Source organism: Streptomyces sp. NPDC030245 (genome assembly GCF_055572995.1).
Genome location: NZ_JBVICF010000012.1, coordinates 221,808 through 243,013, shown reverse-complemented (window position 1 = coordinate 243,013; position 21,206 = coordinate 221,808). Strand labels below are relative to the sequence as shown.

At 66.6% G+C, this 21,206-nt stretch carries 30 protein-coding genes; 3 read left to right on the top strand and 27 right to left on the bottom strand.

The genetic code is table 11. The features are described 5' to 3' along the window. Window positions 1-76 precede the first annotated feature (76 nt). The 27 genes from ACZ4Z4_RS30030 to rpsL form a co-directional block, all read right to left on the bottom strand. Window positions 77-730 (bottom strand): adenylate kinase, encoded by a 654-nt coding sequence (locus ACZ4Z4_RS30030; protein WP_468334074.1) that lies wholly within the window; start codon window positions 728-730, stop codon window positions 77-79. Then, entirely contained in the window at window positions 730-2,043 is a 1,314-nt protein-coding gene (secY, locus tag ACZ4Z4_RS30025; protein WP_468334071.1) for a preprotein translocase subunit SecY, read from the bottom strand. Before secY ends, ACZ4Z4_RS30030 begins: the two co-directional genes overlap by 1 nt. Window positions 2,044-2,267: 224 nt before the next feature. After that, window positions 2,268-2,723 carry a 50S ribosomal protein L15 gene (gene rplO / locus ACZ4Z4_RS30020; protein WP_062775150.1) on the bottom strand — a complete coding sequence of 152 codons (456 nt, stop codon included), beginning with the start codon at window positions 2,721-2,723 and terminating at the stop codon, window positions 2,268-2,270. 1 nt (window position 2,724) lies between these two features. Further along, window positions 2,725-2,907, bottom strand: coding sequence for a 50S ribosomal protein L30 (rpmD, locus tag ACZ4Z4_RS30015; RefSeq protein WP_468334069.1), 183 nt, complete (start codon window positions 2,905-2,907; stop codon window positions 2,725-2,727). Further along, window positions 2,907-3,512 (bottom strand): 30S ribosomal protein S5, encoded by a 606-nt coding sequence (rpsE, locus tag ACZ4Z4_RS30010; RefSeq protein WP_055564834.1) that lies wholly within the window; start codon window positions 3,510-3,512, stop codon window positions 2,907-2,909. Before rpsE ends, rpmD begins: the two co-directional genes overlap by 1 nt. Window positions 3,513-3,555: 43 nt before the next feature. Further along, entirely contained in the window at window positions 3,556-3,939 is a 384-nt protein-coding gene (gene rplR / locus ACZ4Z4_RS30005) for a 50S ribosomal protein L18 (protein WP_030782545.1), read from the bottom strand. A 3-nt stretch (window positions 3,940-3,942) separates the two neighbouring features. Beyond that, entirely contained in the window at window positions 3,943-4,482 is a 540-nt protein-coding gene (rplF, locus tag ACZ4Z4_RS30000; protein ID WP_055527119.1) for a 50S ribosomal protein L6, read from the bottom strand. Window positions 4,483-4,503: 21 nt separating this feature from the next. Then, on the bottom strand, window positions 4,504-4,902 hold the full coding sequence (gene rpsH, locus ACZ4Z4_RS29995; protein ID WP_018528360.1) for a 30S ribosomal protein S8: 399 nt from the start codon (window positions 4,900-4,902) through the stop codon (window positions 4,504-4,506). 221 nt (window positions 4,903-5,123) lie between these two features. Continuing rightward, window positions 5,124-5,309 carry a type Z 30S ribosomal protein S14 gene (locus ACZ4Z4_RS29990; protein WP_003956452.1) on the bottom strand — a complete coding sequence of 62 codons (186 nt, stop codon included), beginning with the start codon at window positions 5,307-5,309 and terminating at the stop codon, window positions 5,124-5,126. Between the two features lie 5 nt (window positions 5,310-5,314). Beyond that, entirely contained in the window at window positions 5,315-5,872 is a 558-nt protein-coding gene (rplE, locus tag ACZ4Z4_RS29985) for a 50S ribosomal protein L5 (protein ID WP_362994433.1), read from the bottom strand. Further along, window positions 5,872-6,195, bottom strand: coding sequence for a 50S ribosomal protein L24 (gene rplX / locus ACZ4Z4_RS29980; RefSeq protein ID WP_016645174.1), 324 nt, complete (start codon window positions 6,193-6,195; stop codon window positions 5,872-5,874). Before rplX ends, rplE begins: the two co-directional genes overlap by 1 nt. A gap of 2 nt (window positions 6,196-6,197) precedes the next feature. Beyond that, window positions 6,198-6,566: a 50S ribosomal protein L14 gene (gene rplN / locus ACZ4Z4_RS29975; RefSeq protein ID WP_003974257.1), complete on the bottom strand. Its 369-nt coding sequence runs from the start codon at window positions 6,564-6,566 to the stop codon at window positions 6,198-6,200. Window positions 6,567-6,665: 99 nt separating this feature from the next. Then, window positions 6,666-6,953: a 30S ribosomal protein S17 gene (rpsQ, locus tag ACZ4Z4_RS29970; protein WP_164321735.1), complete on the bottom strand. Its 288-nt coding sequence runs from the start codon at window positions 6,951-6,953 to the stop codon at window positions 6,666-6,668. Continuing rightward, on the bottom strand, window positions 6,953-7,177 hold the full coding sequence (gene rpmC / locus ACZ4Z4_RS29965) for a 50S ribosomal protein L29 (RefSeq protein WP_006347226.1): 225 nt from the start codon (window positions 7,175-7,177) through the stop codon (window positions 6,953-6,955). Before rpmC ends, rpsQ begins: the two co-directional genes overlap by 1 nt. Next, complete coding sequence (gene rplP / locus ACZ4Z4_RS29960) at window positions 7,177-7,596, bottom strand: 50S ribosomal protein L16 (RefSeq protein WP_055698227.1); 420 nt, start codon at window positions 7,594-7,596, stop codon at window positions 7,177-7,179. The genes rpmC and rplP overlap by 1 nt, the downstream gene beginning before the upstream one ends. A gap of 5 nt (window positions 7,597-7,601) precedes the next feature. After that, on the bottom strand, window positions 7,602-8,435 hold the full coding sequence (gene rpsC, locus ACZ4Z4_RS29955; protein ID WP_055564829.1) for a 30S ribosomal protein S3: 834 nt from the start codon (window positions 8,433-8,435) through the stop codon (window positions 7,602-7,604). After that, the gene (rplV, locus tag ACZ4Z4_RS29950; RefSeq protein WP_004571827.1) at window positions 8,435-8,782 is read right to left on the bottom strand and encodes a 50S ribosomal protein L22; all 348 of its coding nucleotides are present in this window, start codon (window positions 8,780-8,782) and stop codon (window positions 8,435-8,437) included. The genes rpsC and rplV overlap by 1 nt, the downstream gene beginning before the upstream one ends. A gap of 41 nt (window positions 8,783-8,823) precedes the next feature. Next, window positions 8,824-9,105, bottom strand: coding sequence for a 30S ribosomal protein S19 (rpsS, locus tag ACZ4Z4_RS29945; protein WP_030782571.1), 282 nt, complete (start codon window positions 9,103-9,105; stop codon window positions 8,824-8,826). A 12-nt stretch (window positions 9,106-9,117) separates the two neighbouring features. Continuing rightward, window positions 9,118-9,954: a 50S ribosomal protein L2 gene (gene rplB / locus ACZ4Z4_RS29940; protein ID WP_268772968.1), complete on the bottom strand. Its 837-nt coding sequence runs from the start codon at window positions 9,952-9,954 to the stop codon at window positions 9,118-9,120. A gap of 39 nt (window positions 9,955-9,993) precedes the next feature. After that, a complete protein-coding gene (gene rplW / locus ACZ4Z4_RS29935; protein ID WP_055564827.1) occupies window positions 9,994-10,413 on the bottom strand; it encodes a 50S ribosomal protein L23 in 420 nt (139 codons plus the stop codon). Beyond that, entirely contained in the window at window positions 10,413-11,066 is a 654-nt protein-coding gene (gene rplD / locus ACZ4Z4_RS29930; protein WP_468334064.1) for a 50S ribosomal protein L4, read from the bottom strand. Before rplD ends, rplW begins: the two co-directional genes overlap by 1 nt. Before the next feature lie 8 nt (window positions 11,067-11,074). After that, window positions 11,075-11,719: a 50S ribosomal protein L3 gene (rplC, locus tag ACZ4Z4_RS29925; RefSeq protein WP_030782583.1), complete on the bottom strand. Its 645-nt coding sequence runs from the start codon at window positions 11,717-11,719 to the stop codon at window positions 11,075-11,077. A gap of 14 nt (window positions 11,720-11,733) precedes the next feature. Beyond that, window positions 11,734-12,042 carry a 30S ribosomal protein S10 gene (gene rpsJ, locus ACZ4Z4_RS29920; protein ID WP_003948644.1) on the bottom strand — a complete coding sequence of 103 codons (309 nt, stop codon included), beginning with the start codon at window positions 12,040-12,042 and terminating at the stop codon, window positions 11,734-11,736. A 565-nt stretch (window positions 12,043-12,607) separates the two neighbouring features. Then, complete coding sequence (tuf, locus tag ACZ4Z4_RS29915) at window positions 12,608-13,801, bottom strand: elongation factor Tu (RefSeq protein ID WP_150171078.1); 1,194 nt, start codon at window positions 13,799-13,801, stop codon at window positions 12,608-12,610. Window positions 13,802-13,944: 143 nt separating this feature from the next. Continuing rightward, window positions 13,945-16,071: an elongation factor G gene (gene fusA / locus ACZ4Z4_RS29910; protein ID WP_468334061.1), complete on the bottom strand. Its 2,127-nt coding sequence runs from the start codon at window positions 16,069-16,071 to the stop codon at window positions 13,945-13,947. Between the two features lie 39 nt (window positions 16,072-16,110). Next, complete coding sequence (gene rpsG / locus ACZ4Z4_RS29905) at window positions 16,111-16,581, bottom strand: 30S ribosomal protein S7 (RefSeq protein WP_003974303.1); 471 nt, start codon at window positions 16,579-16,581, stop codon at window positions 16,111-16,113. A gap of 2 nt (window positions 16,582-16,583) precedes the next feature. Continuing rightward, on the bottom strand, window positions 16,584-16,955 hold the full coding sequence (rpsL, locus tag ACZ4Z4_RS29900) for a 30S ribosomal protein S12 (RefSeq protein WP_003948652.1): 372 nt from the start codon (window positions 16,953-16,955) through the stop codon (window positions 16,584-16,586). A gap of 388 nt (window positions 16,956-17,343) precedes the next feature. Here rpsL and ACZ4Z4_RS29895 point away from each other — a divergent pair, with 388 nt between their 5' ends. The 3 genes from ACZ4Z4_RS29895 to ACZ4Z4_RS29885 all read left to right on the top strand — a co-directional run bounded on the left by ACZ4Z4_RS29895 (window position 17,344) and on the right by ACZ4Z4_RS29885 (window position 21,201). Continuing rightward, the gene (locus ACZ4Z4_RS29895; protein WP_468334058.1) at window positions 17,344-18,063 is read left to right on the top strand and encodes a Crp/Fnr family transcriptional regulator; all 720 of its coding nucleotides are present in this window, start codon (window positions 17,344-17,346) and stop codon (window positions 18,061-18,063) included. Between the two features lie 133 nt (window positions 18,064-18,196). Continuing rightward, window positions 18,197-19,003 (top strand): hypothetical protein, encoded by an 807-nt coding sequence (locus tag ACZ4Z4_RS29890; protein ID WP_468334055.1) that lies wholly within the window; start codon window positions 18,197-18,199, stop codon window positions 19,001-19,003. Further along, entirely contained in the window at window positions 19,000-21,201 is a 2,202-nt protein-coding gene (locus tag ACZ4Z4_RS29885; RefSeq protein WP_468334052.1) for a hypothetical protein, read from the top strand. Before ACZ4Z4_RS29890 ends, ACZ4Z4_RS29885 begins: the two co-directional genes overlap by 4 nt. Window positions 21,202-21,206 lie beyond the last annotated feature (5 nt).

Here is a 21,206-nt window from a genome sequence, read left to right as displayed (position 1 = left end):
TACACAACAGTACGGCCGCGGTCCCCCGAGGGGCACCGCGGCCGAAACAGCGTACTGGTTACTACCGGCTCACTGGCTACTTGTCGCCCTTGAGCGCGTCCATCGCCCGCTCGGTGACCTCGTCCACCTTGCCGAGCGCCGAGATCGTCACTACCAGACCCTGGGTCCGGTAGTAGTCGATGATCGGCTCGGTCTGCGTGTGGTACACCTCGAGGCGCTTGCGGACGGTGTCCTCGCTGTCGTCCTCGCGCTGGTAGAGCTCGCCGCCGCAGACGTCGCAGACGCCCTCCTGCTTCGGCTTGCTGTACGTCACGTGGAAGACGTGGCTGGAGTCCTTGCGGCAGATCCGCCGGCCCGCGATCCGCTTGACGACCTCGTCCTCCGGGACCTCCAGGTCCAGGACGGCGTCGAGCTTCACGTCATCGGCCTTCAGCGCCACGTCCAGCGCCTCCGCCTGCGACACGTTGCGCGGGAACCCGTCGAGCAGGAAGCCGTTCTCGGCGTCCGGCTGCGCCATCCGGTCCTTCGCCATGCCGATGGTCACCTCGTCGGGGACCAGGTTCCCGGCGTCCATGTACGCCTTCGCCTGCTTGCCCAGCTCCGTGCCCTGGCTGATGTTGGCGCGGAAGAGGTCGCCCGTGGAGATGTGCGGGATCGACAGGTTCTTGGCGAGGAACGCGGCCTGCGTTCCCTTGCCCGCACCGGGCGGCCCGACGAGGACGATACGCATCAGCGGAGGAACCCTTCGTAATTGCGCTGCTGGAGCTGGCTCTCGATCTGCTTCACGGTTTCCAGACCCACACCCACGATGATGAGGATGCTCGTCCCGCCGAACGGGAAGTTCTGGTTAGCCCCGAAGCCCACCAACGCCATCGTCGGCACAAGAGCGATCAGACCCAGATACAGCGAACCCGGCCAGGTGATCCGGTTGAGTACGTAGCTCAGATACTCAGCGGTCGGACGGCCAGCCCGGATGCCCGGGATGAAGCCACCATACTTCTTCATGTTGTCCGCGACTTCCTCGGGGTTGAAGGAGATCGCGACGTAGAAGAAGGCGAAGAAGACGATCAGGATGAAGTACGTGGCGATGTAAATCGGGTGGTCACCCTTGGTCAGGTTCGCCTCGATCCACGTCTTCCATCCCGAAGTGCCGCCCGCGAACTGGGCGACGAGCGCCGGAATGTAGAGCAGCGACGAGGCGAAGATCACAGGGATGATGCCCGCCTGGTTGACCTTCAGCGGGATGTACGTCGACGTCCCCCCGTAGGACCGGCGGCCGATCATGCGCTTCGCGTACTGGACCGGAATGCGCCGCTGGGCCTGCTCGACGAAGACCACGAGGCCGACCATGACGAGACCGACCGCGATGACGGTGCCGAACTCGATCCAGCCGTTCGCCAGGTCACCCTGCTGCTTGATCGCCCACAGGGCGCTCGGGAAGGTGGCGGCGATGGAGATGAACATCAGGATGGACATGCCGTTGCCGATGCCGCGGTCGGTGATGAGCTCACCGAGCCACATCACACAGGCCGTACCGGCGGTCATCGTGATGACCATCGTGATGGTGACGAAGATGGACTGGTCGGGAACGATCTCGCTGGCGACGGGGCAGCCCTGGAAGAGGGTGCCGGTGCGGGCGGTGGCCACCAGGCCGGTGCCCTGAAGAATCGCGAGCGCGATGGTCAGATAGCGCGTGTACTGCGTGATCTTCGCTGTGCCGGCCTGGCCCTCCTTCTTGAGGGCCTCGAGTCGCGGGATCACCACGGTCAACAGCTGCAGAATGATGCTCGCCGTGATGTACGGCATGATGCCGAGCGCGAAAATCGTGATCTGCAGCAGCGCGCCACCGCTGAACATGTTGACGAGACCGAACAGGCCCTGGTTCGCATTGGCGTTGTCGATGCAGGCCTGGACGTTCTTGTAGTCGACACCGGGGATCGGTACATGCGTACCCACCCGGTAGATCACGATGATGCCGAGCGTGAAGAGCAGCTTCTTGCGCAGGTCGGGCGTCTTGAACGCCCGGGCGAACGCGGTGAGCACGGTGCCTCCTGCGACCCCCGCGCGCGTGCGCCAGAGGTGGTGGTCTGAGGATCGACGAATACATATCAGTCAAGAAAACCGTGCGGGCAGACCGCACGGAGCTTAGACAGTGCACGCCACCTTACCGGCGACCGTGCCCCCCTTGGAACGACCAACCGGGGATGCCCCTTTTGTGGGGCATCCCCGGCTGGGAATCGCTCATGTCAACGACACGTCCGAATGAATCAGACGAGCTCGGTGACGGTACCGCCCGCGGCGGTGATCTTCTCCTTGGCGGAGCCGGAGACGGCGTCGACCGTCACCTGCAGCGCCACGGTGAGCTCACCCTGGCCGAGCACCTTGACGAGGCTGTTCTTGCGAACGGCACCCTTGGCGACGAGACCCTCGACGGTGACCTCGCCACCCTCCGGGTACAGCGCGCTCAGCTTGTCGAGGTTCACGACCTGGAACTCGGTCTTGAACGGGTTCTTGAAGCCCTTGAGCTTCGGGAGACGCATGTGGAGGGGCATCTGGCCACCCTCGAAGCGCTCCGGAACCTGGTAACGGGCCTTGGTGCCCTTGGTACCACGACCAGCGGTCTTACCCTTGGACGCCTCACCACGACCCACACGGGTCTTGGCGGTCTTGGCGCCCGGGGCGGGCCGGAGGTTGTGGACCTTCAGCGGGTTCTGCTCCGCCATGTCAGTCGACCTCCTCAACCGTCACGAGGTGGCGGACGGTGTGCACCATTCCGCGGAACTCGGGGCGGTCCTCCTTGACGACCTGCGTGTTGATGCCCTTGAGACCAAGGGTGCGCAGGGTGTCGCGGTGGTTCTGCTTGCTGCCGATGTACGACTTCGTCTGCGTGATCTTGAGCTGCGCCATTACGCACCAGCCCCGGCACGCGCACGAAGCAGAGCCGCGGGGGCGACGTCCTCGAGGGGCAGACCACGGCGAGCCGCGATCTCCTCGGGACGCTGCAGGCCCTTGAGGGCCGCCACGGTCGCGTGCACGATGTTGATCGCGTTGTCGGAGCCCAGGGACTTCGACAGGATGTCGTGAACGCCCGCGCACTCGAGCACGGCACGCACCGGGCCACCGGCGATAACACCGGTACCGGGGGAAGCAGGCTTGAGCAGGACGACGCCCGCGGCCTTCTCACCCTGGATGGGGTGCGGGATGGTGCCCTGGATACGGGGGACCTTGAAGAAGTGCTTCTTGGCCTCCTCAACACCCTTGGCGATGGCGGCCGGCACCTCCTTGGCCTTGCCGTAACCGACACCCACGGTGCCGTCACCGTCGCCCACCACGACCAGCGCGGTGAAGCTGAAGCGACGACCACCCTTCACAACCTTGGCGACGCGGTTGATCGCGACGACGCGCTCAACGTACGCGGTCTTCTCGGCGGCGGCGTTGCCACCGTCGCGACCCTTCCGGTCCCGCCGCTCGCCGCCACCGGCACCGCCACCGCGGCGCTGGGGTCCAGCCATTGGAATTACCTCTCTCTGTTTCCGCTAGCTACGGAACCAAGACTCAGAACTTGAGTCCGGCTTCGCGGGCGGCGTCCGCCAGGGCGGCGATGCGCCCGGCGTACTGGTTACCACCACGGTCGAACACGACGGTCTCGACACCGGCGGCCTTGGCGCGCTCGGCGACCAGGGCGCCGACCGACTTGGCCTGCGCGGACTTGTCGCCCTCGCCACCGCGGATCGTGGTGTCCAGGGTCGAGGCCGACGCCAGGGTGTGACCCTTGATGTCGTCGATGACCTGGGCCACGATGTGGCGGTTGGAGCGCGTCACGACCAGGCGCGGACGCTCAGCCGTACCCGAGATGTGCTTACGGATGCGGATGTGACGACGCTTGATGGCAGCACGCTTGTAAGCGTCGCCCTTAGCAATCTTGACACCGTATGCCATGGCTTACTTACCCGCCTTTCCGACCTTGCGGCGGATGACTTCGCCTTCGTACTTGACGCCCTTGGCCTTGTACGGGTCGGGCTTGCGCAGCTTGCGGATGTTGGCCGCAACCTCGCCGACCTTCTGCTTGTCGATGCCCTCGACCGAGAACTTGGTCGCCGATTCGACCTTGAAGGAGATGCCCTCGGGCGCCTCGATCAGGATCGGGTGGCTGTAGCCGAGCGAGAACTCCAGGTTGGAGCCCTTCGCCAGGACGCGGTAACCGACACCGCTGATTTCGAGCTTCTTCACGTAACCCTGGGTCACGCCGGTGATCATGTTCGCCACCAGCGTGCGGGACAGGCCGTGGAGGGCCTTGTTCTGACGCTCGTCGTTCGGGCGGGTGACGTTCAGAACGCCGTCCTCACCCTTAGCGATCTCGATCGGCGCGACGATGGTGTGGCTCAGGGTGCCCTTGGGTCCCTTGACCGCGACCGTCTGGCCGTCGATGGTGACGTCCACGCCGGCGGGAACCGTGATGGGGAGCTTGCCAATACGCGACATTAGCTATTCCTCCGTTCCCGACTACCAGACGTAGGCGAGGACTTCCCCACCTACGCCCTTCTTGCCTGCCTGCTGGCCGGTCAGGAGACCGTGCGACGTGGAGATGATCGCCACGCCGAGGCCGCCGAGGACCTTCGGCAGGTTGGTGGACTTCGCGTAAACCCGGAGACCGGGCTTGGAGATCCGCTTGATGCCCGCGATGGAGCGCTCACGGTTCGGGCCGAACTTCAGCTCGAGAACGAGGTTCTTGCCGACCTCGGCGTCCTCGACCTTCCAGCCCGTGATGAAGCCCTCCTGCTGGAGGATCTCCGCGATGTGAGACTTGATCTTGCTGTGCGGCATCGCCACGGTGTCGTGGTACGCCGAGTTCGCGTTACGCAGACGAGTCAGCATGTCCGCGATCGGATCAGTCATGGTCATGAATTGGCCTTCGGCCTCTCTCGCCGGGGTTTCCTATCTGCGCCATCCCTCTCCCCACTCAGAGGCGGGACGGGTGCGGCGCGGGGACCTACGGCGTAGTAAGTCGGTCAGGGCGGCAGACGCCCAACCCTCCTAGCCTAAGCCATGGAGAGACGGGCCTCTGCCGACCCTTTACTTACCGAGAGATCCAGGAGTCCTTTTAAACCCTTGAAAAGGGAGGACTACCAGGAGCTCTTGGTCACGCCCGGGAGCTCGCCACGGTGAGCCATCTCACGAAGGCACACGCGGCAGAGGCCGAACTTGCGGTAGACGGAGTGCGGACGGCCGCAGCGCTGGCAGCGGGTGTACGCACGCACACCGAACTTGGGCTTACGAGCAGCCTTGGCAATCAGAGCCTTCTTCGCCATCTCGCTTACGCCTCCTTGAACGGGAAGCCGAGGTGACGAAGGAGCGCACGGCCCTCAGCGTCGTTGGTCGCCGTGGTCACCACGGTGATGTCCATACCCCGGACGCGGTCGATCTTGTCCTGGTCGATCTCGTGGAACATGACCTGCTCCGTGAGACCGAAGGTGTAGTTGCCACGGCCGTCGAACTGCTTGGGGGACAGACCGCGGAAGTCGCGGATGCGCGGCAGCGCGAGCGACAGGGTGCGGTCCAGGAACTCCCACATGCGGTCGCCACGGAGCGTGACGTGGCAGCCGATCGGCTGGCCCTCGCGCAGCTTGAACTGCGCGATGGACTTCCGGGCCTTCGTCACGGCCGGCTTCTGGCCGGTGATCGTGGTGAGGTCGCGGATGGCGCCGTCGATCAGCTTCGAGTCACGGGCGGCGTCGCCGACACCCATGTTGACCACGATCTTGACCAGGCCGGGGATCTGCATGACGTTCTCGTACGAGAACTCCTCACGCAGCTTGTCCTTGATCTCGTCGCGGTACTTCGTCTTGAGACGCGGAGTGGTGGTGGTCGTCATCAGATGTCCTCACCCGTCCGCTTGGCAACGCGGATCTTGTTGCCCTCGTCGTCGAAGCGGTAACCGACGCGCGTGACGACCTTGTTGCCGTCCTTCTCCACGACCAGCTGGACGTTGGAGACGTGGACGGGGGCCTCGGTGGTCACGATGCCGCCGGCCTGCGAGCCGCTGGCGGTCGGGCCGGCCTTCGTGTGCTTCTTGACCCGGTTGACACCCTCGACCAGGACGCGCTCGTCGCGCGGGTAAGCGGCAATGACCTTGCCCTGCTTGCCCTTGTCCTTACCGGTGATGACCTGGACCAGGTCGCCCTTCTTGATCTTCATGCTTACAGCACCTCCGGCGCGAGCGAGATGATCTTCATGAACTTCTTCTCGCGCAGCTCACGGCCGACAGGGCCGAAGATACGGGTGCCGCGAGGGTCGCCGTCGTTCTTCAGAATGACGGCGGCGTTCTCGTCGAAGCGGATGTACGAGCCGTCCGGACGGCGGCGCTCCTTGACGGTGCGAACGATGACCGCCTTGACGACGTCACCCTTCTTCACGTTGCCACCGGGGATCGCGTCCTTGACGGTGGCGACGATGACGTCACCGATGCCCGCGTAGCGGCGACCCGAGCCACCGAGAACACGGATGGTGAGAATTTCCTTCGCACCCGTGTTGTCGGCGACGCGCAGTCGCGACTCCTGCTGGATCACGTCTATCTCCTGATTGTCTGCCGGTTCCCCCGGGGCAGTTCAGCGAACTGCCCCGGGAGCCTGGCGGAACGAACTCCGAGGGGGGTGCCCCTCGGAGAATTACTTGGCCTTCTCGAGGATCTCGACGATGCGCCAGCGCTTGGTGGCGGACAGCGGACGCGTCTCCATCAGGAGGACGCGGTCGCCGACGCCGGCAGCGTTCTGCTCGTCGTGCGCCTTGAGCTTGTTGGTACGGCGGATGACCTTGCCGTACAGCGCGTGCTTGACGCGGTCCTCGACAGCGACGACGACGGTCTTGTCCATCTTGTCGCTGACGACCAGACCCTCACGGGTCTTGCGGAAGCCGCGGGCGGCCTTCGTCTCTTCAGTCACGTTGCTCTCGCTCATCAGGCGCTCTCCACCGTCTCGATGCCCAGCTCGCGCTCACGCATCAGGGTGTAGATCCGCGCGATGTCCTTACGGACGGCCTTGAGCCGGCCGTGGTTCTCGAGCTGGCCCGTCGCCGCCTGGAAGCGGAGGTTGAACAGCTCTTCCTTGGCCTCGCGAAGCTTGTTGACAAGCTCCTCGTTGCCCAGCTCGCGCAGCTCGGACGCCTTGGTACCGGCCGACATCACGACTCACCTGCCTCGCGCCGGACGATGCGGCACTTCATCGGAAGCTTGTGAGCAGCGCGGGTAAGCGCCTCACGAGCAATCTTCTCGTTCGGGTACGACAGCTCGAACATGACGCGTCCGGGCTTGACGTTGGCGACCCACCACTCCGGCGAACCCTTACCGGAACCCATGCGGGTCTCGGCAGGCTTCTTGGTGAGGGGGCGGTCCGGGTAGATGTTGATCCAGACCTTGCCGCCACGCTTGATGTGACGCGTCATCGCGATACGAGCTGCCTCGATCTGACGGTTCGTCACGTACGCCGGGGTCAGCGCCTGGATGCCGTACTCGCCGAACGCAACCTGCGTGCCACCCTTGGACATACCGCTGCGCTTCGGGTGGTGCTGCTTGCGGTGCTTGACCCTACGGGGGATCAGCATTTCGGTCAGGCCTCCGTTCCGGTGCTCTCGGCAGCCGGAGCAGCGGCGGGCGCCTCGGCCTTGGGGGCCTCGGCGGCCGGAGCCGACTGCTGCGGCTTGCGACCGCGACCGCCACGCTCGCCACCGCGGCCACCACGGGCCGGGCGGTCGTTGCCACCACGGGCCGGGCGGTTGCCGGCGCGGGCAGCGGCGTTCTCGGCGCGGACCTCGGCGATGTTCTTGACGTCGCCCTTGTAGATCCAGACCTTCACGCCGATGCGGCCGAAGGTCGTCTTGGCCTCGAAGAAGCCGTAGTCGACGTTGGCGCGGAGCGTGTGCAGGGGCACGCGGCCCTCGCGGTAGAACTCCGAGCGCGACATCTCGGCGCCGCCGAGACGGCCACCACACTGGATCTTGATGCCCTTGGCGCCCGCCTTCATCGCCGACTGCATGCTCTTGCGCATGGCACGACGGAAGGAGACGCGGGAGGACAGCTGCTCCGCCACGGCCTGGGCCACGAGCTGAGCGTCGACCTCGGGGTTCTTGACCTCGAGGATGTTCAGCTGGACCTGCTTGCCCGTGAGCTTCTCGAGGTCACCGCGGATGCGGTCGGCCTCGGCGCCACGGCGGCCGATGACGATGCCGGGACGAGCGGTGTGGATGTCCACACGCACGCGGTCACGGGTGCGCTCGATCTCCACCTTCGAGATGCCGGCGCGCTCCATGCCGGACGTCATCATCCGACGGATGGCGACGTCTTCCTTGACGTAGTCCTTGTACAGCTTGTCGGCGTACCAACGCGACTTGAAGTCGGTCGTGACACCGAGCCGGAACCCGTGCGGGTTTACCTTCTGGCCCATTACCGGGTTCCTTCCTTGCTGCTGACGACCACGGTGATGTGGCTGGTCCGCTTACGGATCCGGTAGGCACGGCCCTGAGCACGCGGACGGAACCGCTTCAGGGTCGGGCCCTCATCCACGTACGCCTCGCTGATGACCAGCGAAGAGGCGTCGGTGTGGTCGTAGTTGTGCGCGGCGTTGGCAATGGCGCTGTCCAGCACCTTGCCGACCGGCACGCTCGCGGCCTGCGGGGCGAAACGCAGGACCGCCTGAGCCTCCGTGGCATCCATGCCACGGATGAGGTCCACCACGCGGCGGGCCTTCATGGGCGTGACGCGGATGTACCGCGCCTGGGCCCTGGCTTCCATGGTTGTCCCTTCGGTGTTAGTCATAGTCGTTCCACCCCGCGTTAGCGGCGCTTCGACTTCCGGTCGTCCTTGACGTGGCCGCGGAAGGTGCGAGTCGGCGAGAACTCGCCGAGCTTGTGGCCGACCATCGACTCGGTGACGAACACCGGGATGTGGGTCTTGCCGTTGTGCACCGCGATCGTGTGACCCAGCATGCTGGGAATGATCATCGAGCGACGGGACCAGGTCTTGATGACGTTCTTGGTGCCGGCTTCGTTCTGGGCGTCCACCTTCTTTACGAGGTGGTCGTCGACGAAGGGCCCCTTCTTGAGACTGCGCGGCATCTAAACCCGCTCCTAGCGCTTCTTGTTCGACTTGCGGCGGCGGACGATGTACTTGTTGCTCGCCTTGTTGCGATCACGAGTACGACCCTCCTTCTTGCCCCACGGCGAGACCGGGTGACGACCACCGGAGGTCTTGCCTTCACCACCACCGTGCGGGTGGTCGACCGGGTTCATCACGACACCACGCACGGTCGGGCGGACGCCCTTCCAGCGCATACGGCCGGCCTTGCCCCAGTTGATGTTCGACTGCTCGGCGTTGCCGACCTCGCCGATGGTGGCGCGGCAGCGGACGTCGACCAGGCGGATCTCACCGGACGGCATGCGAAGGTGCGCCATGGCGCCTTCCTTCGCGAGCAGCTGCACGGAGGCACCCGCGGAGCGGGCGAACTTCGCGCCGCCGCCGGGCCGCAGCTCGATGGCGTGGATCGTCGTACCGACCGGGATGTTGCGCAGCGCCATGTTGTTGCCGGGCTTGATGTCGGCGCCGGCGCCGCTCTCGATCCGGTCACCCTGCTGCGTGCCGCGCGGGGCGAGGATGTAGCGCTTCTCGCCGTCCGCGTAGTGCAGCAGCGCGATGCGCGCGGTGCGGTTGGGGTCGTACTCGATGTGCGCGACCTTGGCCGGCACGCCGTCCTTGTCGTGGCGACGGAAGTCGATCACGCGGTAGGCGCGCTTGTGGCCACCACCCTGGTGGCGAACGGTCACACGACCGGAATTGTTACGGCCACCCTTGCTGTGCAGCGGGCGAACCAGCGACTTCTCCGGCGTGGACCGCGTTACCTCGACGAAGTCGGCTACGGAGGAGCCACGGCGGCCCGGCGTAGTCGGCTTGTACTTGCGGATTCCCATTTCTCAGTCCTCGTCCGATATTCGGACCAGGGCGCTCCGTTAGGAGGCCTGGCCGAAGATGTCGATACGGTCGCCCTCAGCAAGGGTCACGATGGCGCGCTTGGTGTCGGCACGCTTGCCGAACCCGGTGCGCGTACGCTTCCGCTTGCCCTGACGGTTGATCGTGTTGACGCCGGTGACCTTGACCGAGAAGACCGCCTCGACGGCCTGCTTGATCTGGGTCTTGTTGGCGCCCGGGGCCACGATGAACGTGTACTTGCCCTCGTCGAGCAGCGCGTACGACTTCTCGGAGACGACCGGCTTGACGAGGACGTCGCGCGGGTCCGAGAAGGACTTGCTCAGCGGGGTGGGCTCAACGGCGATCTTGCCCTCGGTCGCGATGCGCTTCGCCTTGGCGACGCGCGCGGCCTTGGCGGCCTTCGCAGCCTTGGACGCGATGCTCTGGTGACGGATAGCCATCAGGCTTCGCTCCCTTCGGTCTCATCGGCCTTGGGGCCAGACACGAAGGACTCGAACGCGGCCTTGGTGAAGACCACGTCGTCCGAGACGAGCACGTCGTACGTGTTCAGCTGGCCCGGCTCCAGGATGTGCACCTGGGGCAGGTTGCGGGCGGAGAGCAGCGACAGCTCGTCCGAGCGCTCGATGACCAGGAGCACGTTCTTGCGCTCGCTGACCTTGCCGAGCAGGCTCTTCGCGGCCTTCGTCGAGATCTCGCCCTCGACCACGCCGGAGACGACGTGGATGCGGGAGTTGCGCGCCCGGTCGGTGAGGGCGTGACGCAGGGCGGCAGCCTTCATCTTCTTGGGGGTGCGCTGGGAGTAGTCACGCGGCACGGGGCCGTGGACGACGCCACCGCCGGCGAACTGCGGCGCACGGGTCGAACCCTGGCGCGCGCGGCCGGTGCCCTTCTGGCGGTAAGGCTTCTTGCCACCACCACGGACTTCGCCGCGGGTCTTGGTCTTGTGCGTGCCCTGACGGGCCGCGGCCAGCTGCGCGACGACGACCTGGTGGATCAGCGGGATGCTGACCTTCTCGACGTCGAAGATCTCCGCGGGGAGCTCGACCGTCCCGGTCTTGTCGCCTGCCGGCGAAAGGATGTCAATGGTGCTCATGGGTTACCTCAGGCCCCCTTGGCCGCGGTACGGACCAGGACGAGGCCGCCGTTCGGACCGGGGACCGCGCCCTTGATGAGCAGCAGACCCTTCTCCGCGTCAACGGCGTGGACGGTCAGGTTCTGGGTGGTGACCCGCTCGTTGCCCATGCGACCCGCCATGCGCATGCCCTTGAAGACACGGCCGGGGGTGGCACAGCCACCGATGGAACCGGGCTTGCGGTGCACGCGGTGGGCACCGTGGGAGGCCTTGCCGCCGTGGAAGTTGTGACGCTTCATCACACCGGCGAAGCCCTTGCCCTTGCTCTTGCCGGTGACGTCGACCTTGATACCGGCCTCGAACGTCTCGGCAGTCAGCTCCTGGCCGAGGGTGTACTCGCTGGCACCAGCGGTACGGATCTCGACGAGGTGGCGACGGGGGGTCACGTCGGCCTTGGCGAAGTGGCCCTTGAGGGGCTTGTTCACCTTGCGCGGGTCGATCTCGCCGAAGGCGATCTGGACCGACTCGTAGCCGTCGCTGTCATTCGTACGGACCTGGGTAACGACGCAGGGCCCGGCCTTGACCACGGTCACCGGGACGACACGGTTGTTCTCGTCCCAGACCTGGGTCATGCCGAGCTTCTCGCCCAGGATGCCCTTGATCTGCTTGGTCATCTTCTTCGCGCCCTTCAGAGCTTGATCTCGATGTCAACGCCGGCCGGAAGGTCCAGGCGCATCAGCGAGTCAACGGTCTTGGGGGTGGGGTCGAGGATGTCGATCAGGCGCTTGTGCGTGCGCATCTCGAAGTGCTCGCGCGAGTCCTTGTACTTGTGCGGCGACTTGATGACGCAGTACACGTTCTTCTCAGTGGGCAGCGGCACCGGGCCCGCGACCGACGCACCAGTGCGAGTCACCGTCTCGACGATCTTCTTCGCCGAGGAGTCGATGACCTCGTGGTCGTAGGCCTTGAGCCGGATGCGGATCTTCTGTCCCGCCATGGCTACTTAGTAGTCCTTTGTCTCGAACGCTCTGGCTCCCGCTAGGCCCTTTTTTCTACTTCCTCCGACCCACGCGGTCGGGCGTGTCGCAGTCCCACTCACACAGTTCTCCCGAAGGAGAATCCCTGCCAGGGGCTGCGGCCCTGATGACCGCGGGTCCGGGGGAAGAAACCCACCGGGCGCCTGGCTGAACCACCGCGCTGCACTTCCCGAAAGATTCCCGTACGTCCGCCTCAGCGCTGCCTACGGGCCTTTACGGGCCCTGCGACAGATGAGGCGACGAGTACTGTGGGACTCGCTTCCGGTCCTCCCGGCGGGAGGCGCGCAGCATCGGCACTCAGCCGAGCAACTAGGACAGTCTGCCATACGGGGCATGCCCGGTGCCAATCGAGCCGAAGAGCGTACCCCGTGTGTGACGGAGGTCAAACCCGGGGTGGGGTCGGACCACGGCACCGTACGCACGCGAAAGGGCCCGTACGACCGAAGTCGTACGGGCCCTCCCGTTACTGCGAAGCGCTCAGTTCAGAGCGACCGGGTCTCCCCGATCAACGCGCAAGCGGAAAGCTTACTTGTTGATCTTGGTGACCTGGCCGGCGCCGACGGTCCGGCCACCCTCACGGATGGCGAACTTCAGGCCCTCTTCCATGGCGACGGGCTGGATGAGCTCGACGCTCATCTCGGTGTTGTCGCCCGGCATGACCATCTCGGTGCCCTCGGGGAGGGTCACGACGCCGGTCACGTCCGTGGTGCGGAAGTAGAACTGCGGGCGGTAGTTGTTGAAGAACGGGGTGTGACGGCCACCCTCGTCCTTCGACAGGATGTAGGCCTGGGCCTCGAACTCGGTGTGCGGCGTGACCGAACCGGGCTTGATGATGACCTGGCCGCGCTCGACGTCCTCGCGCTTGATGCCACGGAGGAGCAGACCGACGTTCTCACCGGCCTGGCCCTCGTCGAGCAGCTTGCGGAACATCTCGATGCCGGTGACCGTGGTGGTGGTCTTCTCGGTCTTGATGCCGATGATGTCGACGGTCTCGTTGACCTTGAGGACACCACGCTCGATGCGGCCGGTGACGACGGTGCCACGACCGGTGATCGTGAAGACGTCCTCGATCGGCATCAGGAACGGCTTGTCGACGTCGCGCTCGGGCTCCGGGATGGACTCGTCCACGGCCTTCATGAGCTCGAGGACGGTGTTGCCCCACTCCTTGTCGCCCTCGAGGGCCTTCAGAGCGGAGACCTTGACGACCGGCAGGTCGTCGCCCGGGAACTCGTACTCGGAGAGGAGCTCACGGACCTCGAGCTCGACGAGCTCCAGGATCTCCTCGTCGTCCACCATGTCGGCCTTGTTCAGGGCGACGACGATGTACGGAACGCCGACCTGGCGGGCCAGGAGCACGTGCTCCTTGGTCTGCGGCATCGGGCCGTCGGTGGCGGCGACCACGAGGATGGCGCCGTCCATCTGCGCGGCACCCGTGATCATGTTCTTGATGTAGTCCGCGTGACCGGGGCAGTCGACGTGGGCGTAGTGACGCGCCTCGGTCTGGTACTCGACGTGCGCGATGGAGATCGTGATACCGCGCTGGCGCTCCTCGGGAGCCTTGTCGATCTGGTCGAAGGCCGAGGCCTCGTTCAGGTCGGGGTACGCGTCGTGCAGCACCTTGGTAATGGCGGCCGTGAGGGTCGTCTTACCGTGGTCAATGTGACCGATGGTGCCGATGTTGACGTGCGGCTTAGTCCGCTCGAACTTCGCCTTCGCCACTGGGTCCTCCTGGGAGTGGTTCTGTACGCCTTGCTTCATCGGCGCCAGGTGATCTTTGCTGGGAAGCCAGCCGCCGGGGTTCTCGCCCTGCGGGGTCGAACCCCGGCGGATGGTGTCAAGCCTAAAGCGTTAACTCGGGTGAGTTACTCGCCCTTGGCCTTCGCGATGATCTCCTCGGCGACGTTCCGCGGAACCTCGGCGTAGGAGTCGAACTGCATTGAGTAGCTTGCGCGACCCGACGTCTTGCTGCGGAGGTCTCCGACGTAGCCGAACATCTCCGAGAGGGGCACGAGGCCCTTCACGACGCGAGCGCCGCTGCGCTCCTCCATGGCCTGGATCTGGCCACGGCGGGAGTTGATGTCACCGATGACATCGCCCATGTAGTCCTCGGGCGTGGTGACCTCGACGGCCATCATCGGCTCGAGCAGCACGGGGCTGGCCTTGCGCGCGGCCTCCTTGAAGGCCTGCGAACCGGCGATCTTGAAGGCGAGCTCGGAGGAGTCGACCTCGTGGTAGGCGCCGTCGATGAGCGTGACGCGGACGCCCGTCATCTCGTAGCCCGCCAGGATGCCGAACTGCATGGCCTCCTGAGCACCCGCGTCCACCGAGGGGATGTACTCCTTGGGGATGCGGCCACCCGTGACCTTGTTCACGAACTCGTACGACGCGTCGCCGCCCTCGATGGGCTCGATCGCGATCTGCACCTTCGCGAACTGACCGGTACCACCGGTCTGCTTCTTGTGGGTGAAGTCGACGCGCTCGACGGCCTTGCGGATCGTCTCGCGGTACGCCACCTGCGGCTTGCCGACGTTCGCCTCGACGCGGAATTCGCGCTTCATGCGGTCGACGAGCACCTCGAGGTGAAGCTCGCCCATACCACCGATGATGGTCTGGCCGGTCTCCTCGTCCGAGTGAACGCGGAAGGAGGGGTCCTCCTCCGAGAGACGCTGGATGGCGACACCCAGCTTCTCCTGGTCACCCTTGGACTTCGGCTCGATGGCGACCTCGATGACCGGCGCCGGGAAGTCCATGGACTCCAGGATCACCGGCTGCTTGTCGTCGGAGAGCGTCTCACCCGTGGTGGTCTGCTTCAGGCCCATGACGGCGACGATGTCGCCGGCGCCCACCGACTCGATCTCCTCACGCTTGTTCGCGTGCATGCGGTAGATCTTGCCGATGCGCTCCTTCTTGCCCTTGACGGAGTTCAGCACCGCGGTGCCGGAGTCCAGGCGACCGGAGTAGATCCGGACGAAGGTGAGCTTGCCGAGGTGCGGGTCGCTCGCGATCTTGAACGCGAGGGCCGACAGCGGCTCGTCGTCGGACGGCTTGCGCTTGACGACCTGCTCCGGGTCCTTGACGTCGTGGCCCTCGATGGCCTCGACGTCCAGGGGGGACGGCAGGTAGCGCACGACCGCGTCGAGCAGGGGCTGGACGCCCTTGTTCTTGAACGCGGTACCGCAGAAGACGGGGGTGACGGTGGTGTCGCCGCCCTTGCCGGAGGCGATGGTGATGCGACGGATCGCCGCGTACAGCTGGTCCACCGAGGGCTCCTGGCCCTCGAGGTACAGCTCCATCATCTCTTCGTCGTTCTCCGCGACGGCCTCGAGCAGCTTGCCGCGGTACTCCTCGGCAGCCTCGGTGTGCGTGTCGGGGATGTCGACGATGTCGTAGGCCTCGCCCATCTTGGTCTCGGCGGACCAGACGAAGGCCTTCATGGTGACGAGGTCGACGACGCCCTTGAAGTCAGCCTCTGCGCCGATGGGCAGCTGCATGACCAGCGGGGTCGCACCGAGGCGGTCGACGATCATGTCGACGCAGCGGTGGAACTCGGCACCCGTGCGGTCGAGCTTGTTGACGAAGCAGATGCGCGGGACGCCGTAGCGGTCCGCCTGACGCCACACGGTCTCGGACTGGGGCTCGACGCCGGCGACGCCGTCGAACACCGTCACGGCACCGTCGAGCACGCGGAGCGAACGCTCCACCTCGACGGTGAAGTCGACGTGGCCCGGGGTGTCGATGATGTTGATCGTGTGATCGACGTCGTTCAGCGGCCAGTGACAGGTGGTGGCAGCAGAGGTGATCGTGATGCCACGCTCCTGCTCCTGCTCCATCCAGTCCATCGTCGCGGCGCCGTCGTGGACCTCACCGATCTTGTACGACACACCGGTGTAGAACAGGATCCGCTCGGTGGTCGTCGTCTTGCCCGCGTCGATGTGGGCCATGATGCCGATGTTGCGCACCTTGGCCAGGTCAAGTGAAGTGGTAGCCATGTCGGCTCAGTCTTCTCTCGGTCTCGATGTGGGTAGCGACTACCAGCGGTAGTGCGCGAAGGCCTTGTTGGACTCGGCCATCTTGTGGGTGTCCTCGCGCTTCTTCACAGCGGCACCGAGGCCGTTGGAGGCGTCGAGGAGCTCGTTGAGCAGACGCTCGGTCATGGTCTTCTCGCGACGGGCGCGGGAGTAACCGACGAGCCAGCGCAGGGCGAGCGTGTTCGCACGGCCCGGCTTGACCTCGATCGGGACCTGGTAGGTCGCGCCACCGACACGGCGGGACTTGACCTCGAGGGTCGGCTTGATGTTCTCGAGCGCGCGCTTCAGCGTGATGACCGGGTCGTTGCCGGTCTTCTCGCGCAGGCCCTCCATGGCGCCGTACACGATGCGCTCGGCGGTGGAGCGCTTGCCGTTCAGCAGCACCTTGTTGATGAGGGAGGTCACCAGAGGAGAACCGTAGACCGGGTCGATGATGACCGGGCGCTTCGGGGCGGGGCCCTTACGAGGCATTCTTACTTCTCCTTCTTGGCGCCGTAGCGGCTGCGGGCCTGCTTGCGGTTCTTGACACCCTGGGTGTCGAGGGAACCGCGGATGATCTTGTAGCGAACACCAGGCAGGTCCTTCACACGGCCACCACGCACGAGCACGATGGAGTGCTCCTGCAGGTTGTGTCCCTCACCCGGAATGTAGGCCGTGACCTCGATCCCGGAGGTCAGACGCACACGCGCGACCTTACGGAGGGCCGAGTTCGGCTTCTTCGGGGTGGTCGTGAACACACGCGTGCAGACGCCACGGCGCTGGGGCGAACCCTCGAGTGCGGGCGTCTTGTTCTTCTCGACCTTGTCCTGCCGGCCCTTACGGACCAGCTGCTGGATCGTAGGCACTACTTCTCCGGTTTCTGTGTGCCGAATAGTAAAGCTAACCCGGAACGTCGCCGACCCACGCGGTCGGGTGTGTCGAATCCTGCAGACTCCCGCCGCAAGGCGGAAAGGGGCGCAGATCACGGTGGCCTTGTTGACGGACTCGCGATGCGGTTGAAGACACGCGCACGAGCCCAGGCACACCCCAGGCACAAGGTCTGAGCGTACCTACCTCATCGAGTCTGGTCAAAACAAATGCGATGGGGAGCGACACGCCGGGCTTTTCGATTCCTGCGCGACTGCTCCCGGCCAGTGCGGCCGGTTGTCGCCGGTTCCCCTATCGGTCACCTCAAGTACGTTGACTGGTTGCGAGATCAGAGGCATCGGCGCAGGTGGACACGGGGGAAGCGGGATGACCGGGGGGCAATCGCACACGTGGGACGACGGTCTGGACGACCGGGTGCCCTTCCTCGCGCGGCTGGAGAGGGAGGACCGCACGTCCCTGCTCGCCATCGGCCGCCCCCTGCACTATCCCGCACGCGGCGTCCTCATGCGCCAGGACGAGCCGTCCGCCCACGTCCTGCTGCTCCTCCAGGGCTGGACCAAGGTCACCGCGACAGCGGCCAACGGCTACGAAGCGCTGCTCGCCCTGCGGGGACCCGGCGACATCATCGGCGAAGGCGCGGCCCTGAGCGGCCGCGGCCGCTCCGCCACCGTGACCGCCCTCGAACAGGTCGAGGCGGTCGCCATCGAGCAGAGCCGCTTCACCGGCTTCCTCGCGGGAAGCCCCGAGGTCGCCCTCAAACTCCTGGGCCTCGCCACCGACCGCCAGCGCTCGACCGACCGCCGGCGACTGGAGTGGGCGGCCCTGGCCGTGCGCGAGCGGCTGGCCGTCCTGCTCCTCGATCTCATCCGCACGCACGGCACGCGGACCGACGAGGGCATCACCCTGGCCATCCCCCTCAGCCAGCAGGAGTTCGCGGGCTCGGTCGGCGCCTCCCGCGAAGCGGTCGCCCGGCTCCTGAAGGAGCTCCGCAACCGGCGGATCGTCACGACGGGCCGCCGCCGCATCGTCGTCGTCCGGCCGGACGTGCTGCGCCGCATCGCACGCTCCGAACAACCCGACCTCTGACGCTTCACGGAGGCCGCCCGCGGTCCCCTTCTGTGCACACGGTCACAGTTCGAGTGCGTCGTCCGCCCTCACAGCCACCGGCCCGTCCTGGCCAAGCTGCTGCCTGGCACGACTCCCCACTTGAGAGGTGGCCATGACCGACCCCGTGAGCCGGACGATCCTTCTCCTCGACATCGAGAAGTACAGCGATCGAGACAACGTCGAACAGGCGTACTTGCGGCGCATGCTCTACACCGTCACCGACCGTGTCCTGGACAGCTGCGGAATCGACGAGACCCTCCGGCTGCGTGCCGACCGCGGCGACTCCGTGATGGAGCTGATCGATGCCGGCGCCTCGGTGACGGCGCTGCTGCGGGCCCTGCTCGCCGAGACGCCGACGGAACTGCGGGCCGTGAACCGGATGGCTTCGCAGTCGGCGCAGATCAGGCTGCGGGCCGTACTCGCCACGGGTTACGTCGCCGTCGACGAGCTCGACGGATGGGTGGGGGCCGACCTCAACCACGCCTGCCGGCTCCTCGACGCGGACGTACTGCGCAGAGCGCTGCGCGAGCGTCCGGACGACTTCGCGCTGTGCGTCTCGGAGAGCGTGCATCACGGCATCGTCCAGCACGACTACCGGGGCATCCCGAAGGACGCCTTCCACCCCGTTACGGTGGAGAGCAAGAACGGACCGCTGAGGGCCTGGCTGCACGGCCCGGCACCCGCGGGCGTGGCGAACCCCACCGATGCCCCCGGCACGCGGGAGCGGGAGGACCGCGCGGCGGCGGCACCCCGGCCGCGTACGAAGACCGCGCCTCCCGCTCCCCTCGACCTCAGCAATGCCTCCTTCGGGGGCAGCTACGTAGCCGGTGATCAGCACGGCGTGTCCGGCAACGGCACGGTCTACGGCGACGTGCACCTCGGAGGCGGCGGCGCACCCGGGCCCGGTGACCGGGGATGAACACGGGCGAGCCGGGCCCCCGGCAGCAGGCGGGCGGCGACAGAGACGTTCCCGAGAGCCCGCAGCAGCCGGGCCCCGAGGCAGCGGAGGCCGACGACCAGAAGGACGAGCGGGATCAACCTCAGGACGCGTGGTCCGCCCGCCGGGACCTGGTCGACCACAGCCCGAAGGCGATGGGCGTCGGCGACAACGCGCGCTTCGGCGGCAGCCTGGTCGCGGGTGACCAGCACGGCGTGAGCGGTGGTCTGGTCGCGGGCGACGTGATCATGGGAAGCAAGACGGAGGTCTACCACTTCGGTGTCTCCGCAACGAGTCACGGCTCCGGAGAGGTGCCGCCGTCGACACTGGAGCGCCTCGCCCCGTACTTCGTCGCCGACGAGTCCGTATTCGAGAGCCTTCTGGAGCGGCTGCGCACGGAGCGGGTCATCGTGCTCTCCGGCCCGCACTTCAGCGGCCGCCGCACCGCCGCGCTGATGCTCCTCCACCGCCTCGGCGTCTCCCCCATCCGCTCCCTCGTACGCGACACCACACCGGCGCAGCTCGTGCAGCAGCTCAGCGACGACCAGCGACCGGCCAAGGGGTACGTGCTGTGCGACCTGACCACGCGCCGCGAGCAGCCGCTCAGGGAACCGCACCTTCTCGCCGCCCGCGGTCAGCTCGAGGACGACGACGCGTACTTGGTGATCACGGTCGGCCCCTTGGCAGCCCTGGAGGACATCACCGCCGTCGAGTGGAAGCCGCCGAGCCCCCGCGACGTACTGACGAGCCATCTGCGTGCGCTGACCGACCGCACCACCGCGGACCGGCTGCTCGCGCTGCCCGCCGTCGCCACGTTCCTGGAACGCGGCCATCAGCTGCGGGAGGTGGCGGCCTTCGCCAAGCACCTCAAGCGGTACGCCGACGGAGAGGTCACGGAAGAGACGGTCGGGACGTTCTCGCTGGCCACTCTCGAGAACCAGGTCCAGGAGTGGTTCGACGAGAACGAAGAGCTGATCCCGCTGCGGGACAAGGCCTTCCTCATCGCGCTGGCCGCCTTCGACGGAGGCCCCTACGCGCTCACGGCTGAGCTCAGCGACCTGCTGTACGCCTTCCTCCAGAGGACCGCGAACTCCGCCCTGCAACCGGAGGTACCCGTCTTCGGCACCCACATCGGCAAGCGCCTCCAGCTCGCCCGTGCCCGGTGGTATCCGGAGGAGGAGAACACGGAGTGGGGGCCGGTCACCCAGTCCAAGGCCGCCTTCCTCGACGACCGGGTCTCACTGGTGCTGCTGCGCGAGGTGTGGACCGGACACCCGTCGGCCAGGCCCGCTCTCGTCCACTGGCTCCAGCGGCTCGCCGGTGACGGAAGGCCGCTGGTGCGCACCCGCGCGGCATCCACCGTCGCCGTCCTCGCGTACGCGGACCTGCCCTCCACCATGGCCCTGGTCATCGAGCCGTGGGCCACGTCCCACCTGTTCCGCCACCGTCTCGTCGCGGTCAACTCCCTGACGCTCGCGCACCTCCTGGAAGCGCCCAACATCCCGAGCGTCCTCGACTCCTGGTGCGAGAGCGAGGACCAGGCGCTGCGGTGGGTGGCCATCCGCGCCTATGGCCTGATCGGCGCCGAGCGGCCGGACCAGACCCTCGCCGCGCTGCGGAGCGCCGTCCGCAAGGAGTACGCGGCCGTCGACGAGGGCGGCGGCGAGCGGGACATCGACGAGCGGATGGTGCAGCAGCTCGCCCAGTCCGTGGAACTGCTGCTGCTCTCCCCGGCCGGAGACCGCGTCCTCACCGAACTGCTGCGCAGGCTCGATCAGGACCGCGCCGTGCGCGATCTGGCCCTGCTCGGATTTCTCAGCGCGTGCGCGCGGCGGGACGGTGACGCGCGGTACGGACGTCCGCTGGTCCTCGACTGGTACGCGACATCGGTGGCGGACGGGGCCCGCGCGGCCGGCGGGATCGCACATCTCTGGCGCGCGGCGCTCGACGATCGCGGACACACGAAGGACGCCCTGGAGGAACTGGGCGCCTGGGTCCGCGCGGCCGATCACGACCCGCCGACGGAGCGGGCACTGGCCGGCCTGCTCCCGGCCCTGGTCACCACCGCCTCCGAACACCAGCGCCTCAGCCACCTCCTGCGCACCCTGCACGGCGAGGACGGCGCTCCCCCGCCCGCCGCCGCGGCCCGGCTGCTGGCCGCGCTCCCGCCCCGCCGCTGACCCAC